Genomic DNA, 15,295 nt, shown 5'->3' with positions numbered 1-15,295 from the left:
AGGTCACAGGGACTTGCTCTTGATCTTCCATCTCTCGAAGTCGGTGCTCGTGGCGGCACAGAGCACCCCGCCCGCACCGAACCGGTAGAACCGTGGAGTGATCCCGGTGTCTGGCACATGATCGCTACCGGCAATGCACGAGGTGTGCATCACATCGAAAGCCCCGCCATGACCAGCCTCGCCTGCATGGCCGATGTGCGCGACATCGACCGCCTCGTAGCCATCGTCTCCGTCATTCGTCCCGGTGCGGCCAATGGCCTCAAGAAGGCGCAGTTCGCCCGTCGAGCGCAAGGCCTCGAACCCGTGGACTACACACATGACAGCCTCGCCCCGGTGCTGCGCTCCACCTTTGGCGTTGTGGCCTATGAAGAGCACATCCTGCAAATCTGCGAAGCTTTTGCCGGGCTACCTCCAGGTCGTGGCGATGTCCTGCGTCGTGCCTTGGTCAAGCAGGACAGCGCCAAAATCAATGAAGTGAAGGCGGAGTTCATGGCGTCGGCTAAGGAACGCCGTCGTGATGCCCGCAGCATCGCTTATGTCTGGGATCTCGTGGCCGGGTTTCAAGGTTACGCCTTCTGCCGTGCTCACAGCACCGCTTATGCGGTCGAGGCCTATCAGGGAGCCTATGCCAAGCACTACCACCCCGCTGAGTTCATGGCGGGCGTGCTCACGAATGGCAAAGGGTTCTATTCCCCTTTGGACTATACCCTTGAATGCCGCCGCCTCGGCATCGGCTTCCTCTCTCCCGATGTGAACATCCCCAGCGATGCCTTCACCGTCGAGCTTTCCGCCGCCCCCAGCGGCTCCCCTGCCCCGTCTTTGGGCAAAGCGATCCGTGTCCCGCTGCGCTGCATCAAGGACCTCTCCGAGGCCACCTTGACCCGGTGGCGGGCCGAACTCGCTCAGACACCCTTCACCAGCGTGCGGGATTTCTGCGAGCGTGTCCGCCCTGAAGGCCCCGAGGCGCTGAACCTCATCCGCGCTGGCGCATTCGACAACCTCGGCAGTTCCCGCACAGAACAGTTCTGGCGCTGCTTGCACAGCTCGCGTGATGTGAATGCCGGAGCCGACTGGCTCTTTTCCAAGTCTCCCCATCTCCCAGCCTCCGAGTCTGATCCCCTCCGCGCCACCTACCGCGAGGAACCGACTTTGCTACAAAAGCTCCACGATGAGTTGGAACTCTTCGGCTACACCATCACCGGCCATCCTCTTGACCTGCATCCCCACATCGCCTGGGACACCTACTGCCCCATCGCCGACCTGCACCGCTACCACGGCCAGCGGGTCACCGTCTGCGGCCTCATCATCGTCAGCCGCAGCCATTTGCAGCAAAACGGCCAGCCCATGAAGTTCATCTCCATCTGCGACCGCACCGGTATCGTCGAATGCGAAATCTTCGCCGCCGCCTATCGACTCTATGGGTTGAACACCGTGCGCTACCCCGTCGTGCAGGTCACGGGAGAGGTGAAGCCCTTCGACAATGGCGCTGGCTACACGCTGGATGTGCTGCGCGTGCAGCAGCCACGAATGAAAACGCTGCCTGCAAAATCATGAGTGAGGAAATCACCCGCGCCGCGCCACTTCGGCATCTACGTGCTGGCAAGAGGGTCGGTATAGGCGACCCCCTTTGTTCACTGAATTAGTTTCAAAGATTCTAATTAAAATAACGTATATAACGTTACATAAATAATGAGTGGCAGACTTCACTAGGGGCAAAATTCGCTAGGTTGATCTAGGGAATATGGATGACACCGAACGTGGAGGTTCACCTTTGGTAAAGGGGCTAAGTAATGGTTAGACCCTTCTCAATACCAGTGAGTTAAGCGTCAATCTATTATGGTTAGTTACGTTATTAACGTTACAAACATGGGGGTGGCCAGCCATAAAGAGTGCGAGTGGCACCTTCGATCAGTCGGCCGCATTCTTTGGCCCACGGAAGCATTTCCTAGGGCGTAGCGGGGAGCCGTTTCGCACCGCCAGGGCGAAGGGTGGACGCCGACGTTGCGTGCCCAGTCGATCAGGAGCGTCTTGTCGCGGCGGCGTGCTTCTGCGCTTCGATCCTGCTCATCTCCCGCAGGTGGTCCGCTTGGGCGTTGCGTTCTTCGGACGTGGTCAAGGAGCGTTTGGAGTTGAGCTCGGCTGCTTCCTGCCAAGTCGGCAGGCGTGGCTTCGGCAATGGGGCGACGTTTTCCATGGAGGTAGTCATCTATTGCATGAATACGGGCTTCTTCCAGAGATCTCCGCTCCGGATTGTCGAAAGGTGGATCGGTGATGCGGGCGGAGGAAGCGAGGGGGGATCGTCATGTCGTTGACGCCGATGCCGCAGGCGTTGCGGAGTTTGAAGGGGCCGGCGGCCTAGACAGTGACAGCGGATTCGGTCGGGGACAGGAAGACGGTGCCAGCGACGTCGCCAGCTTTCACGCTGCGCTTGAAGGCGGTGGGGGAGATGTCCGGGTTCTAGGTGTGGGAGTGCTCCCAGACAGTCTTCCCTGCAGTATTGGTCGAATCGTTCGATCAATTGCCGCCCGGCCGGACCGAGGCCGAGCGGGATTTCTGGATGGAGGAACGGGATCGTATCACGAAGCTTCGCCCGCTCGTCCTAGATTCAGTTGCAACCATGGCAGACCGGGAGCTTAAAGGTTCACCCCATGAGTGAGTCCATCGCCATCCTCAGTGACATTCATGCCAACCTGCCGGCGCTTGAGGCCGTGCTGGCGGACATCGAAACCCAGGGCATCCGCGATCTTCTCTGTCTGGGCGATGTCGTGGGCTATGGAGCGCAGCCGGCGGAATGCATCGAGAGGCTGCGGGCACTGGGCTTTCTGAGCATCCTGCGCGGCAATCATGATGCCTACGCCGCCTCCGAGGTCGATCCGCCGAATGTGTCGCACGAGACGTTGGAAGGCATCCGCTGGACGCGTGCCCGGCTCAGCCCGGAGCACCGCGCCTGGTTGGGGGCGCTGCCGCTTACCTGGCAGGGGCGCGATGCCGAGGCCGTGCACGCGGCGCTGCCGCAGCCGGAGGCCTGGGACTATGTGCTCGAAGCTTCCGCCGCCGCCCGGCACTTTGCCCACCAGCGGCAGAGGATCTGCTTCATCGGCCATTCCCACCAGCCCGCCATGTTCGTCGAGCGGGAGGACCGTGCGCTTGACATCACCAGCCTCGAATCCATCCGCCCAGACCGGAAGCAGGTCATCAACGTCGGCTCCGTCGGTCAGCCTCGCGACAAGGACGAGCGGGCCTGTTATCTCATCTATCGCCGCGACATGCAGGACGTCTGGTGGCGCAGGGTGGCCTACGACGTCTCTGCCACTCAATCCGCCATCATCGCCGCCGGCTTGCCGGTGAAATTTGCCCACCGCCTCTCTCATGGAAAATAGTTCTTCCGACATCCCATCTGGCATGCATCTGCCAGAACCCGTCGCCCTCGAGGCCATGAAGACTCTTGTTCGCAAGTGTGAGGGAGGGCAGGTCATTTACCGTGCCAAACGGGGCGACGCATGGCTATGCGACGTGCAACTCCTGGAAGTCACGGAAGCAGCCTTTGCTGTCGATCTCAAACCTGTACGCCGGGTGGACACAGCCATGTGGAGGCAGCAACAACTGCGCCCTCCATTCAGGGCTCGCTGCCCATGGTGGTGGCCAGGCCTTGATTCGAAGCGCCATGCTCTCGTTTGCACGCGCTACGTGGACTATTGCATCACATTCGATCCTCAAAAGGTGGCCGAAGTCGTCGGGATGGCTGAAGCTCCGAAGATGCCCGTGGGGGATATTTTGAGCATCTTGAGGCGTGTCGAGTTGGAGTGATGGCTCTGAATGTTCAACGAGCCAGCTTTTGAATTTTCACGCCCATCGCCTCCAGCAGCACCTTGCCCATCTGGCGGGTCTTTTCGTCCACGGGTTTGGGTGGCAGAAGCCCGGAAAATCGCCCTTCAAAACTATCTGCGGGCATGTCTTCGGCATCACCCAGGTTCCAGAACTTGCCGTTCCCGAGACGATGAATGGGCAGGAGGTGAGTAATGTTGCACTGCGCAGACTGGCCAATCAGCACCACCACTTCCTCTCGGTCATAGGATTCCGAAGGCGGTGTCTCCGTGTCCAGCTTCTCACACTTCTTCGCTTTCGTGATCCAGGATTCCAGGATGAGCACGACAGCGGAAGCACCATACGATCCCGTGATCAGCCGGACCTTGTTGGCGAAAGCATCCTTCGCGACCGTGTCGCTCAAATTGTCTGGGCTAAAAAGGATGATCCCCTGATCTGTCGCTGCCATCATGATCGGAGCAAGGCAGCCGCTCGTCTTCATGGTGAAGCGGGCGTAACGGGTGGCTTCGGTGATGAGGGTATCAAGGACGGATGGCATAGGCTGAGATTATCTCGGGGGTGGATCCGCATCAAAAGGCAGAATGAAATACTCGACCGATCACTACGAGTTCCATTGCCTGCTTCCACGAATGTCTTCAGCTTTGCTCTTGGTGACCAGCTTTCGGGCCAGTTGGTAGAGGAAGTCGGCTAGCGAATCCGGGTCGTTAAGATGGGATGCGGGAAGTTCGAGAACCGCGAAATTCTGGCTGCGGAGAATCGAGCGGATGGCTTGGTCTTGCTGTTTCGTTGCGGCGTTGCCGTGGATGTGTTTGCTCAATCCGTCGAGGTATATGCAGATGCCGTCCGTGACCTCTTTGGGGTCCTCGTAGAAGAAGTCGGGGGTGGTGGAGGTAAAGGGCTTTGGCAGTGGAATGGAATGCTGACAGGCTGGCTCTGGCAGACCGGCCTTCTGGATGATTTCCAACAGACGTGCTTCGGCTTGATTGACGGGAAGTTCGTCATCCGCACCTTTCATGGTGGGGAGAAGTGCGGGCACGTCATGGGTGAAGGGAATGGAGTCACCAGACAGGTCGAAGAACTCACTGGCCACGTGGCGGTCAAGGAAGCGGTGATAGAAGGCGTTTCGGAATCGCTGGAGGCAATCCGGGCACGAGGAGTCACAGGCTGACGGACACGTCTCCACTATTTGCTTGGCTTTTTCGATCAAGGCGGGCCACTTTTCGATCATCTGTTTGAGCAAGCCTGAGCCGCCGGGCATGGGATCATAAATGATCAAATCAACCTTCTCCTCTCCTGGCTGCGGGATCACGAGAGGCTGCAAATCATCGGGCTCCATGTCGAGAACCAGCGAGCCGGCCAAACGCAGGGTTTCACCGACGCTGTAAGCTGTCTTTTGATCCAGCAAGTCCTGAAACTTCAGACTCTGCGCCACGATGTCGGCATAGAAGCCGAGTGCCATTTCGGGGCGTTTGCCACAACGTTCTAGTTGGGTGTCGATGAAGTTTTCTCGTTCCGCATCAGAGGCATAGGGAGAACGGCTCTGACCACTGACCAAGCAGACGGGGTAGCCAAGACTACCTTGATCAATCTTATCCTTCGGACCCAGATTCACCAGTCGCATATGAACATTTTGGCGATGAAGCACGCTAGCAGTGCCCCACTTGTAGGCCTTCCCTCCGTCATGACGTTTTTGCTCCATGCCGGCGATCATCACAGGCATCTGGAACCTAAACTCTTCCTCGTCACTGATGTGTGACATGTGTGGCATTTCGACATCGCAGATGGGCATGGCCTTGATGCTGGTGCCGCCGAGAGCGCCGCCAGCTTGGTCAATCTCACGCACGGCCTGCGTTTGTAGGTCAACGCTGAAGATGATTGGTTCGACTGGAGGAAGCCGGAACAGCCTTGGGGTGTAGCGTTCGCCGTTGGCATAAATCAGGTTACCAGGAACATACTCGCGAACGGCCATCGCCGAAGGGCGTGGCAGGTCGAAGTCATCACGGCTCATGCTGGCAATGCTCTTGATGGCAGAGCCAATCACCGAACCGGTGTCGAGGCCATAGCCTGGCAGCCAGCTTTCGGCGGCGAGCACGGCATAGATATTCGTGTCATCGAAACCTTCAGCAACGCCCCTTGGGCGGCCACCATTGCCTTTGATCTTGTTCACATAACGGCGGCATCGTTCACGGAAGGCGGTTTCCTCATCACTCAAGGCCCCTTGTTTGGCCTCTTCATCACGCAGTCTGTCAAGCTGACGCAGATGCCATTGCAGACGTGTCCAGATTCGGTTGATGATTTCCTGAAATTCGGCGGCAGCAGTGTTAATGATGTCAGCGAGTATCTCGTCGGTGACGACTGGAGCATCGTCAGTTGGCCAGCCTTGTGTGAATGCCGCACGTAGAGCTACCAGCAAGATCTCACGATGTTTTAGCACCAGTGCTTCAAAAGCGGAGGCCTGAACGGGTGCCAGATTCAGGTGACCACTCGCATCGAAGAAAAACGGTCCAATCTGCGGTGGCAACGTCGCTTTCAGCACTTCCTGCACATCTTCTTGCTGATCACTGGAAATACCATGACCGCCTTTCAGAGCCATGGAAAACAAGGTCGTCAGGAGAACTGCGTGTGCATGGTGGCGCACCAGAACGGGGTTGCTAAGATTGAAACGCGGAGGCAGAACCACACCGTTCAGCAGCTTCTCCGGCGACTCGAAGAAGGCGCGGTCATGGCTGGCCGGTCGGGCATAAGTGAGGTTGACCGCCATGCGGTGGCGGCGACCGGCGCGGCCTGCCCGCTGAAAGTAATTGGCGGGCTGCGGAGGGACGTTGCGCATGAGCACAGAGTCAAGCTGACCGATGTCCACGCCAAGTTCCAGAGTGGGGGTGCAGACAAGGCAGTTCACTGCATCACCCGCGCCTTTGAACCATTGTTCGGCCACCGTTCGTTCTGCTTGAGGAACCTGTGCTGAGTGCTCACGCGGGCGCATCATGGTGAAGTTTCCGTCGAGCACTTGAAGGTCATAATTATCCTCACGTTCGTTTTCCCACTCCACTTCGCCTTTGCAGTTGTGAGCCAGACATTTCATCAGAGGTGGCTGTCTGTTGACGGTTTGGCGGCAGGTCTTGCAACGATAGATTCCTCGCTTCTCCGAAGCTGAGATTTGGAGGATGTCGCCATCAATCTGGTGCGCATCCTGGCAGCCTGACAGCACCTCATTCTTGGGACTGAGCAGCCGGGCTTCGACCAGCACGCGGGTATCTTTGGTGAGGTATTGCCAGAGTTCCTCCACGAACTCCACTCGTGATTCGTCAGGCACATTCCATTTGGTCGCAGCTTGGCGAATGCTTGAGTTGCCTTTGCTCAGCCACTGCCGGATGCGGTTCTGGTTATGGTTTGCCGTGCGACGGAGAACCAAACCGACCGGAACGTCCGGCAGGAGGGGCAGGAATCCACGCTGGATCTCTCGCATTCCCTCCTTCCACAGACGGGTGAAGATATGATTCTCGCGGTCAAACAGCAGGTGCGCATTGCGCCGTTCACGATCCAAAATCAGTTCAACTCCACGCAGGAGTTCGTCTGCGGGCATCCCGATCAAGTTGCTCCATTTGGTGAAGTAAGGATCACTCTCTTTCAGTCCGGAGTATTTGACCGTGAGTCTTCCCCAGGGTTCCAAGCCAATACGCTGGCGCATTGCCACGGTCAGCTCACGCAGCACTTGTGCGCGAATGAAGAACTTTCTGGCCTTGTAGTGCTCGGCGGTGGCTCCTGCTTTGCGGTGGGCACGCCATACTTCCGGTGCGAGGGCGTTGCTCAAGGAGTCATCTTTGTCCAGGCGGTCGTCGAGCCAGGCCACCAAATCTCCGAGAGACACCGTTCCATCCTGAAGACGTTCATAGATCAGGGCACGCAAGCGATAGCGGCGGGAGTGGTCCTGCATCCAACCAGCTTGGAATGCAGCGTCCTGACGGTTATCGGCAAACACCAGCAGGCGCTTCCGTTCGGCATGCTGAAGCATGTTTTGGGCGAGCACATGCACGTCTGACACCGTCACTGCCCGGACAGGACGTGCGGGCTCACGATGACGGCCAAAGGCCATGCGTCCACGGGCACCACAGCATAAGCATGAGCCGAGGCGTCCATCACCCTCCTGGCGGGTTTGGGCAGCGTAGATGCGTGTCAGCACCTCCGGGCGTCCGCAGCTCTTGCAGTTCGTCTGCGGGTGACTGTGCAGGCAGCCACACACACGGCAAAACCACACGGTCGCAGTTTTGTCAGGCTGTTCCTCATCGCCATCTTCTTGAGCGATCAAACGGTCGAGCAGAACGGCGCGTTTGCCCCCATTGGCATCATCGCACGCTTCCCAGTATTGATGGTCCTTGTCGATGGCTTGTCCGCCCGACGGGTGATCACCGGAATACGCAAAGTCCTTTGCCCAATGCTCGAAGTAGTGCTGACCGCAGGTGGTGCAGGACAACACAGGAAGCGGTTTTAGCTTGGCACCGAGTTCAGGGATTTCTTCCACCGTCTCGGCAGAGAGGTAGAGCTTGGGCTCTGTTTGGTTCGGTGGGAAAGTCACCACCGCGCCGCCCATGCCACGCACGAAGGTGTGAATGACCGGACGCACCAGCGGACGCTCTTCTTTGCGGGAGGCAGCTCCCAACGCAAGCCATAGCAACACCTCTTCATCAGTCACGGCACGGCCAATTTTCTTGGCGACTTCGGCAGAGAGTTCCTCCAAGCCTCGTGCGCCTCGCAGCAATTCGACAAGCTGGAAGAGCAGCTCATTCCGGCTCAGTTCTTCGTAAAGATTCAGCCGCCAGTTCTTCTCGGACAGTTTCATTCCGAGCGCCAGTTTGAGAATTAGGGCGATGGCCTTTCCAGCTTCATCATCGTCTTGCTCCACGGCTCTCAGGATTTCCGTCAAATGATCGGCAGGATTACCATTCAGTGCTGGCGGCACCGTGCGAAGCCCCTCTGGTGCCCAGACATCCGGCTGATAGCGTTCGCCCACGAGTTCGACCTTGTCCGGCTCCACGCCAAAGAAGCGAGAGGCAAACTCACGGCCAGCGGCACTGCTGCCCTCGTTTTTTGGGTCCACGATGGTGGCGGATGTGGCTACGCAGACAGTCTCCGTGGGTGACTTGCCGCAGTAGGAGCGCAGGCGGCGAATCAGGCAGGCGGTCTCCGCGCCCATGGTGCCACGGAAAGTGTGGGCTTCGTCGAAGACGAGGTAGTCGAGCGTGGCCCCATCGAACATCTCGATGTCTTTCTGGCGGGTCAGCAGGAGCTCGAGCTGCTTCACATTGGTGAGCAGCAGCCTTGGGCGCAGGGAGGGATTGCGCATCTCCTCGCGGGAGATGTTTTCTTCGGCGGGATGGATGATCTGCCGGTCTTTGCCTTCGACCTTGCTACGTTCTTTGGCTAGCCGCTTGCGATAGTCCTCTGCGGAGCTGCCCGGAGGGAGACGGTGACCGGTGGCGTCCTTGGTGTTTTCCTTGAGGTTGCCGGTGTAGATGCCGAAGCGGATGCCGGTGCCAGCGAGGAGTTCGCGAAGACGATCCATCTGGTCGTCGGCGAGAGCGTTCATGGGATAAACGATGACCGCTGAGATACCGGGAGGCGCATTCTTGTCTCGCAGTTGAAGGCAGCGACTGATGATGGGGTAAAGGAAGCACTCCGTTTTTCCGGAGCCGGTGCCGGTGGAGACCAGCGTCGTGCGACCACTCGTGATCGCCCGAATCGCCTGCTCCTGGTGTCCGTAGAGGTGGGGGTGGCTGATGAGTTGGGTCAGGTGCGTGTGCAGCCAGCCTTCCTTCACCGCGTCTGCCACGGCGATGCCTTCCTCGAAGGTGCGGCTCAGGCTGACATACGGACCCTTCATCAATGGGCTTCGCCGGGTCTCATCGAGGTTCAGCAGCTTGCGCATCTGGGCATACAGCGCCTTGTCGGCAAAGGGGTAGGCCGTGAGTTGGTAGCGCAGGAAGTCCTGAACGACGCGTTCGGTAAAGAGAATCGGATTCAGCATGAGCTTGGTCGAGAACTATTGAAGATTGGGTTCATCAAGACAACCACTCATTGATTCTTCGTAAGCGCTTTCAGGGAAAGAACTATGGTAGCGGCAACAATCAAAACTTGATTTCGTTTGTTTCGCTCGTTTCGTTCGATTCGTATCACCAACCTCCATGAAAACTGCTTCTCTGCCCGCTACCACCCGACTTACCGCCCCTGATTTGGAAGAGGCGCGTCAAGCCCGTGAAGCTGCCCGGCTGTTTGCCAGCATGGCGGCCACAGCCCGCCGTAGCCAGTCGCTACGCCTGATTCCGGACAACAAAGCCTCCCAGCCTGTCGAGGTGCCCGAGGTGGCTTTTCGGATGTTCCTGGAGATCCTCAATCAGATGGCGCAGGGCAATGCGGTCACATTGGTGCCCACCCATCACGAACTAACCACACAGCAGGCAGCAAACCTGCTGCGTGTGTCCCGCCCGTATTTCGTGAAGCTGCTCGAAACGGGTGTCATCCCACATCATCGAGTTGGTAGCCGCCGGCGGGTGAAGTTTGAGCATCTGATGGGGTATCTGGAGAAGGTGAAGGGCGAGAGCCGTGAGGCGTTGGAGCAGCTCGCTGCGCAGGCGCAGGAACTAAACATGGGCTACTGATCCTCGCCGCTGCATGACCACGTTCACCGCGCTGTTTGATGCCTGTGTGCTCTACCCGGCACCACTGCGCGACTTCTTGCTGCACCTCTCCTGCACCGGACTCTTCCGGGCACGATGGACGGACGAGATTCATGATGAGTGGACGCGCAACCTCCTTGCCAACCGCACAGACTTGAGGCCTGAGCAGCTTCAGAGGACACGGGAATTGATGAACAAGGCCGTGCCGGACTGCCTTGTCACCGGTCACATGAAGCTGGTGGACTCTCTCAGTCTTCCAGACCCCGATGACCGTCATGTGCTGGCCGCCGCGATCTGCGGCCACGCCGAGGTCATCGTGACATTCAACGAAAAGGATTTTCCCGCCTCAGTTCTGGCGGAGTTTGGCGTGGAAACCCAGCATCCCGACGAGTTCATCAGCCACCTCATCACGCTGGACTGGAGCATGGTGTGCCGGGCGTTGAAAAGCCAGCGTGCGTCACTCAAGAATCCGCCGCGCACAGCAGAGGAGTTGCTCGACACGCTGGAACAACAAGGGTTGCCACTATCCGTGTCCCAGCTTCGCCCGCTGGCGGAGTTGATTTAGCGTCCGCTGTTCACGTCGCCTGCTCGGCATTCTCCCAGAGCGGAAGGATGTCGCGAATGGAGGGGCTTGTGGGGGCTTTGAGCGGCGCAATGTGGTTCCAGGTGGTGCAAAGGAATCCGAGCACGTCCGGGGTCTGCTTTCGCAATTCGAGGGCGTGCTGGCTGAACGGGGAGGCGTTTTCCCACAGCCACCCACCGGCGGGCCAGACCTTGAAACCGTGGTCTAGAAAATGGCGGATGGAAGGATAGACCCCGTGATAGTCACGGCTGCTGCGAAACCGCCAGTCACACACGGTGATGTCACGGGGGATGAGGTGGATGGCAGCGTGCGTGCCGTTGGCAGATGCTTCATGATTGGTTGCTCCTGGGATCGCTGACTGCGGCACCAAACGGTCTCCCCACATCAGCATTGGCAGCTTTCTTTCCTCGGTGATATGAGCGCGCAACTCACTCACCACCCCGGCGAACAACTCAGCAGGATTGTGCTGAGCGCACCCACGAGGACACAAGGGCGAGGCGATTTGCAGGACTTCGTCCATACCCACATGGAAGGCGTCGGCCTCGAAGACGTCGATGATCTCGTCGATCAAAGGCAAAACCACGGGCATGACTCCAGGATGCTGCGGGCACCAAGCGCGTGTGGGGATGTCGTCGTGGCCCGGAGTTTCGTCAAAATTACGGTGCAGTTCCAGGAGGGGATATCGGCAAGTATTGATGCCTTGGTGTCCTAGGCAGTTGAACTGCGGGATCAGGCGGATGCCGCAGCTTCGAGTTTTCTTCGCCAGCGCTTGTGCAAGCTGCTGGCTGACGGGTGGATGCCCTCCTCACGAAACTGGTAACGGGCAGTCTCCGCCTTGGCGAAGGCGAAGCTGTAGTCCACCTCGGCAATGATCACATTCACGCCCACCTCCGCGAGTTCCTCGATCACGCCAAGCAGTTGCTGGGCCTGCGAATCGCGGAGAATGCGGAAGTGAATGCCGCGCCATGTGGGACTTGGGAGCATGAGGCTAAAATCAATGCAATGCAGACATTTGAGGGCTACTCGCCCCAGTTCTTGATCCAGGAGCCGCCGGGTTCTAGGAGAATGCCGTCGCCAATCCAGAACGGGTAGCGGCTTTTAATGCCGTAGAATTCTGTGCCAGCCGCGATGACGTCGGGAACTTTGGCGTATTCCCGCTCATCTAGGGCGCGCTTTAAACCGCTGAGGATGCCGACACGAAGGTCGAGATCGGGAACTTCTCTCCATAATAGCCCCTCCTCCTCGCGTAGGTTAGCCCCAGCAGCGAAAAGAAAATCCCAGTTCCGATAATAGAGCCGAAAAAACTCAGCGTTCGTTAGTTTGTCTAGCGAAAGGCTTCCCTCTTGTTCACTGCTGCCTTCGGGGTCAAGGACACGCATTTTAACCACGTTCGGTTTACTGCGCCCAACTGCTCCGCGATCTATTGAAAAGAACGAAAATGCGGCAATGTGGAGTGAAGGCACCGCCCCGCCGATGCTAATGACTCTTTGAGATTGGGCTTTGGCTTTGCTTTCTGCTTCCTGATTGGGATTACTCGACCGTCCCTTGCTTTCCATCACGACCCAACGTCCATCGCGATGGCGTCCGACCAAGTCTGGGCGCGAGTCTCCAGGATGAAGTGCCGGCTTCACTTCATCCCAATAAACATCCAGATGCAGCCACCAAGGGATATTCAGGACAGCCCTGCCCCACGCAGTCGCCATCGTATTGCCAAGATGGTAGGTGAGGCCTCGTTTTTCGGATGGGTCCATCAAGCTAAACCGGGTCGTTGGCATCAGTCGTTCTGTTTGGTTCCGATTCTTTAAAGCAACGACTGTTGGATATACAGCTGCTTGAAATGCGTGCTGTTTCCAAAGCAGTTCCGAGAGGCCGCCTATTTGCGTTCGGATTGCTTGACGCCACCCCATGCCATGGCCGGCGCTAATGGCTGCATGCAGAAGACCTGTGATCGAGAAATCTTCGTCAGATGTCCGATTGGGGACTCCCCATCCGTTAGGTTGCGAAAAGTCGCGAGTTTCGACTGGGATAGCAGGCATAAGGTTAATGAGGTCTGAAGCTGTTCCAAGGGCCGGACTTAAACTCCACCGCAGCCATGGCTTCAAGCACATGGAGGGAAACCACATCGGGCACTGGCTGGATCACGACCCGGCATGTGTTCATCAACTCCTGCGCGATGCGTTCGCAGTATTTGCGGTTTTCAGCGAACAGCACTTTTCTGGTTTTTTCCTTCAGTTTTCCAGTTTCGTCATCCTTGGCCCAAAGCGCAGACGGATCATCCTCTTCGAGGTGCCTTTTCATGAGCAGGTAAACGAGAGATGATTGTGCTGGTGTCTTGCCCGCCAGATGTCCTGACAGACGGTTGGGCACGTCGTTAGAGACGCCGACATAGAACGCGGATTCACGAGTGGCCGAGCTGCCATCGAACATCACATATAGGCCACGGGCTACGGTCTTCCCATGCTCTTTCACTTCCTGAAGCTTAAAGGTCTTGATCAGGCTCTGCCGGGTGTCTTTCGACTTTGAGCGACAATCAGCCAGCGACATTGACTGGCCAAACCTTCCTTCCAACTCATTGAGCAAATCGCCACAGCTCTTGAGCACTTCGGTCACCGACGAGGGGCAGTGGTCAGGTGCTTCGTTGCGGTTCAGCTTCAGGGAAGTTGCAGCCATATTTGCTCAGAAGAGTTCGGGTTGGGTCTCAATTGTCTGATGTTTGATGGTGGCGGGTGGCGCCTCTTCGCTGCTCTCCGTTGCCTCGACACCGGCGAGGGTGCGGGCGTGGGACCAGAGGGATTCTAGTTGGGCGGCATGGGCTTCGCATTCTTGCCAGGATTGGGCGGGGTCTTTTTGGAGTTGCCAGTCGAGGAAGCGGGGGCCGAGGCGGGGGGCGACGGGTTGGGGTGCCAGGGCGCGGGTGTCGTGGCCGAGGCCGTAGTCGGCGAGGCGGAGGGTTTCGGGGAGCTGCCAGCCGTCGCCGTCCGGGCCGGTCAGGAAGGCTTCCAGGCCCTGCGCGCACAGGTCCGCATACGCCACCTGCGCCAGCACCGTGTGCCGCAACTCCGGGTCCTTCTCTTTGTCCACCCGCCAGAAGCCTTTGGGGTCGAGGCGGCTGCTGAACTCGTTCGCGTTGGCGTCGCTGCGAGGGTGATCGCAGTCGCAAAGAATGAATGCGAATTGGTCTTTTTCGATTCCGAACTGGTGAGCAACCACACACTCAATCACACAACGAAGTCGCAGCCTCTCCACAGCCGTTAGAGCCCAGTGGCCTTGCCAAGGTCGGGAACGCATTTGTGGAAACTTAGCAGCGACCTGCATCCACTCGCGTGCAAACACCTTCATGGGTGTGCCAAGAGCTGCTGCAGCTCTTTGGAATTGATACTCATCAATCGACTCGAACTTCGGCAGCGGGGTCTCAGCAAGAATGTAGTAATTCATGTGCGTTCCGCCGGAACGCATTCGAGCCACATAGTCATAGCTATAGCTGTCTAGAACCGCAGCGAATGCTGTTGGCGAAGTAACACACTGAAACACAGGGCAGGCGTTCCCGGTTGGAAACCCTGGTATTGCTGCTGCGATCATGGTTCGTTCATCGGTCGTTCGAGCAATGTCTCGAATCGCGACTTTGAATCTGTGGATGTCGCCATGCTTCCCAAAGCAGTGCTGAGAGTTGATAAGATACTGGGGGTGGAAGCTCTTCTCATTCCATGGGATGTCGCTCCATTTTGCCTTGAGTCCCGTGCCAGACTCCCATCGGCTAGATGATGGATCGAGCTGATTCATCATCACGCCTTGGTAAAACGGGACTGCAATTTTCTCGGCTTCAGTGAGTGGAAGCATCTCCGTTCCGTCTCGGCTTCGGATGAATTCGCGGCCTTGGCCAGCCGAGTTGATTCTCTCTCCAGCCGGCTCCCATGGTCCCTTTAACCAGTGGCCATATTCATCAACTTTGAAGCCGTCGTTCTCCCACGTTTTTACAGGCGGAAACAGTTTGGCGTCATCGGTCATGTGGAACTCCCTGCCGAACGCAACTTTCCAACCATTTCCAGTGTCTCCAAGGAGCACACCTTTCGAATACATATTTTCGAGGATAGCGACATCAGACGACTCCCGGATCTCAACTAGGCGGTGTCTTCGCAAATAAAACGCCTTTCTGGCAAGGTGCTGGAATGGGCGGGAGTTGAGAAGGAGCCATGTTCAACAAACTGACCCGGAGTCT

12 protein-coding genes are annotated in these 15,295 nt (G+C 57.8%); 4 read left to right on the top strand and 8 right to left on the bottom strand.

Features of this window, described 5'->3' with window-relative positions; translation table 11 throughout:
• Positions 1 to 1,554: OB-fold nucleic acid binding domain-containing protein (locus ACILSI_RS25325; RefSeq protein WP_395724712.1), on the top strand; the 1,554-nt coding region annotated here is incomplete at its 5' end.
• Between the two features lie 463 nt (positions 1,555 to 2,017).
• On the opposite strand, the gene ACILSI_RS25320 is transcribed toward ACILSI_RS25325, so the two are convergent.
• Positions 2,018 to 2,194 (bottom strand): hypothetical protein, encoded by a 177-nt coding sequence (locus ACILSI_RS25320; protein ID WP_395724711.1) that lies wholly within the window; start codon positions 2,192 to 2,194, stop codon positions 2,018 to 2,020.
• Between the two features lie 454 nt (positions 2,195 to 2,648).
• Here ACILSI_RS25320 and ACILSI_RS25315 point away from each other — a divergent pair, with 454 nt between their 5' ends.
• Positions 2,649 to 3,380: a metallophosphoesterase family protein gene (locus ACILSI_RS25315; RefSeq protein WP_395724710.1), complete on the top strand. Its 732-nt coding sequence runs from the start codon at positions 2,649 to 2,651 to the stop codon at positions 3,378 to 3,380.
• A gap of 440 nt (positions 3,381 to 3,820) precedes the next feature.
• Here ACILSI_RS25315 and ACILSI_RS25310 read toward each other — a convergent pair whose 3' ends face one another.
• Together ACILSI_RS25310 and ACILSI_RS25305 are read right to left on the bottom strand one after the other, a co-directional pair.
• Positions 3,821 to 4,363, bottom strand: a complete 543-nt coding sequence (locus ACILSI_RS25310) for a hypothetical protein (protein WP_395724709.1) — start codon at positions 4,361 to 4,363, stop codon at positions 3,821 to 3,823.
• 63 nt (positions 4,364 to 4,426) lie between these two features.
• The gene (locus ACILSI_RS25305; protein ID WP_395724708.1) at positions 4,427 to 9,847 is read right to left on the bottom strand and encodes a DEAD/DEAH box helicase; all 5,421 of its coding nucleotides are present in this window, start codon (positions 9,845 to 9,847) and stop codon (positions 4,427 to 4,429) included.
• Positions 9,848 to 10,004: 157 nt separating this feature from the next.
• Here ACILSI_RS25305 and ACILSI_RS25300 point away from each other — a divergent pair, with 157 nt between their 5' ends.
• Together ACILSI_RS25300 and ACILSI_RS25295 are read left to right on the top strand one after the other, a co-directional pair.
• Positions 10,005 to 10,478, top strand: coding sequence for a helix-turn-helix domain-containing protein (locus tag ACILSI_RS25300; protein WP_395724707.1), 474 nt, complete (start codon positions 10,005 to 10,007; stop codon positions 10,476 to 10,478).
• A gap of 13 nt (positions 10,479 to 10,491) precedes the next feature.
• Entirely contained in the window at positions 10,492 to 11,061 is a 570-nt protein-coding gene (locus tag ACILSI_RS25295; RefSeq protein ID WP_395724706.1) for a PIN domain-containing protein, read from the top strand.
• A 10-nt stretch (positions 11,062 to 11,071) separates the two neighbouring features.
• Here the strand turns inward: ACILSI_RS25295 and ACILSI_RS25290 are convergent, their stop codons facing one another.
• The 5 genes from ACILSI_RS25290 to ACILSI_RS25270 form a co-directional block, all read right to left on the bottom strand.
• Entirely contained in the window at positions 11,072 to 11,809 is a 738-nt protein-coding gene (locus ACILSI_RS25290; protein WP_395724713.1) for a family 20 glycosylhydrolase, read from the bottom strand.
• Positions 11,809 to 12,063: a hypothetical protein gene (locus tag ACILSI_RS25285; protein ID WP_395724705.1), complete on the bottom strand. Its 255-nt coding sequence runs from the start codon at positions 12,061 to 12,063 to the stop codon at positions 11,809 to 11,811. Before ACILSI_RS25285 ends, ACILSI_RS25290 begins: the two co-directional genes overlap by 1 nt.
• A gap of 35 nt (positions 12,064 to 12,098) precedes the next feature.
• Positions 12,099 to 12,830, bottom strand: coding sequence for a hypothetical protein (locus ACILSI_RS25280; RefSeq protein ID WP_395724704.1), 732 nt, complete (start codon positions 12,828 to 12,830; stop codon positions 12,099 to 12,101).
• 289 nt (positions 12,831 to 13,119) lie between these two features.
• Complete coding sequence (locus tag ACILSI_RS25275) at positions 13,120 to 13,749, bottom strand: hypothetical protein (protein WP_395724703.1); 630 nt, start codon at positions 13,747 to 13,749, stop codon at positions 13,120 to 13,122.
• Positions 13,750 to 13,755: 6 nt separating this feature from the next.
• Entirely contained in the window at positions 13,756 to 15,084 is a 1,329-nt protein-coding gene (locus ACILSI_RS25270; RefSeq protein ID WP_395724702.1) for a hypothetical protein, read from the bottom strand.
• Positions 15,085 to 15,295 lie beyond the last annotated feature (211 nt).

This window comes from Prosthecobacter sp. (assembly GCF_044232965.1).
Classification (GTDB): domain Bacteria; phylum Verrucomicrobiota; class Verrucomicrobiia; order Verrucomicrobiales; family Verrucomicrobiaceae; genus Prosthecobacter.
The sequence above is the reverse complement of the archived record's forward strand: the minus strand, read 5'-3'. Positions and strand labels throughout refer to the sequence as shown.

Coding starts and splice junctions, on each gene's coding strand:
- ACILSI_RS25320 (WP_395724711.1), bottom strand. CDS start 2,194: ATGGAAAACGTCGCCCCATTGCCGAAGCCACGCCTGCCGACTTGGCAG.
- ACILSI_RS25315 (WP_395724710.1), top strand. CDS start 2,649: ATGAGTGAGTCCATCGCCATCCTCAGTGACATTCATGCCAACCTGCCG.
- ACILSI_RS25310 (WP_395724709.1), bottom strand. CDS start 4,363: ATGCCATCCGTCCTTGATACCCTCATCACCGAAGCCACCCGTTACGCC.
- ACILSI_RS25305 (WP_395724708.1), bottom strand. CDS start 9,847: ATGCTGAATCCGATTCTCTTTACCGAACGCGTCGTTCAGGACTTCCTG.
- ACILSI_RS25300 (WP_395724707.1), top strand. CDS start 10,005: ATGAAAACTGCTTCTCTGCCCGCTACCACCCGACTTACCGCCCCTGAT.
- ACILSI_RS25295 (WP_395724706.1), top strand. CDS start 10,492: ATGACCACGTTCACCGCGCTGTTTGATGCCTGTGTGCTCTACCCGGCA.
- ACILSI_RS25285 (WP_395724705.1), bottom strand. CDS start 12,063: ATGCTCCCAAGTCCCACATGGCGCGGCATTCACTTCCGCATTCTCCGC.
- ACILSI_RS25280 (WP_395724704.1), bottom strand. CDS start 12,830: ATGGACCCATCCGAAAAACGAGGCCTCACCTACCATCTTGGCAATACG.
- ACILSI_RS25275 (WP_395724703.1), bottom strand. CDS start 13,749: ATGGCTGCAACTTCCCTGAAGCTGAACCGCAACGAAGCACCTGACCAC.
- ACILSI_RS25270 (WP_395724702.1), bottom strand. CDS start 15,084: ATGACCGATGACGCCAAACTGTTTCCGCCTGTAAAAACGTGGGAGAAC.